This is a genomic window from Bacillus safensis FO-36b (assembly GCF_000691165.1).
In the GTDB taxonomy this organism is placed as follows: Bacteria; Bacillota; Bacilli; order Bacillales; family Bacillaceae; genus Bacillus; species Bacillus safensis.
In genome coordinates, this window is sequence record NZ_ASJD01000030.1 from 1 (window position 1) to 1177 (window position 1177).

A 1177-nucleotide genomic window follows, 5' to 3' on the forward strand; every position below is an offset into this window, starting at 1 on the left:
CGGCTCTGGGGATGCTTTTGCCGTTTGGGGCTAAAGGGTTTCATGGGAAGATGGGCATTAAGAGTACGAGAGAACTTAAGCATCCAGTTTTAGATAATCCACGAGTAGGTAGTGCATTAAAAGATGATTTTTATCATAGCTTTAATGATATAATTGACAACTACGCAGTTCATTCTAAGAGATTTGATTTACCAAATAGAAAAGGCCATATGGATTCGTTGTATCAAATAGAGGGCTCGGTGGTTAAGTACGAAACCAAATATGTAAAAGTAAAGAACAACGCCCCTGAAATGTTACAGTCGAAAGAAATAAGGAATGGCGTGTTTGAATGGGTGGTAGATCCAACAACGAATACAGTAACCCATAGAACTTTTATACCTGGTGGCAAAGTGACAGGAAAAATAAATCAATGGGGGAAATAGAAAATTGTATAAAACGGATATAATCACGAAAAATGGTTTTGATTGTAACTGGTCTACACTGTTTGTTGGTAGACAGTTTAATTTAATTTCGGCAATAGAAGTAACAAACTATGCTGTTAAATATCTAGAAAACAACCCTAATGTTAACAATGAATTAATCCTTGAATTAGCTTGGGAACAAGAAGAAGTTAAAGTAGATCATATACTTGAGAGCATAGTCTCTGACAAATCATCGGAAGACATGAAGAGAGAGTATCATAAGTGGCTATATAGCACTATGAAAGAGGTTTATACTAATTCAACTGATGAAAACATATTTGAAGAAATTGAAAATATTTTTTCAATCTTTCATACGCCCGAAAATATGTATGATTTTTTTAGAAAAGTTTCAGACGCATTTTATTACCCTCACGATTCACAAAATACAATTAAAGAACTTGTAGAAGAGTTTTTAGAAGATGAAAAGGAATTGATTTTATAACTAGAGAGTTTAATAGAACGATGGACTAATGGTCCATCGTTTTCTTTCATTCATTGCTGGTAAAGAGATTGGTATGATAAAAAATAAAGTAGATTTGTTAGAAAGCAATTGAGGAGAAAACAATGAGTGACCATAAAATAAGCATCCTGTCTGAGAAGTTTGAAAATGAAAATACTGGTGAACTCGTAGAAGGAATTACGATTATGATAGACGGTAAATTAAAAAGATGCTAAAAAATACAACAAACCTGAATGAAACAGTCACCTTGATTTTT

The 1177-nt window shown here is 33.1% G+C and carries 1 protein-coding gene and 1 pseudogene; both read left to right on the plus strand.

Going from position 1 to position 1177, the window contains the following annotated elements; translation table 11 throughout:
* Positions 1 to 422: pseudogene (locus BA81_RS19675) on the plus strand (T7SS effector LXG polymorphic toxin); the annotation flags it as partial.
* 4 nt (positions 423 to 426) lie between these two features.
* Positions 427 to 903, plus strand: coding sequence for a DUF2247 family protein (locus BA81_RS18940; RefSeq protein ID WP_034284336.1), 477 nt, complete (start codon positions 427 to 429; stop codon positions 901 to 903).
* Positions 904 to 1177 lie beyond the last annotated feature (274 nt).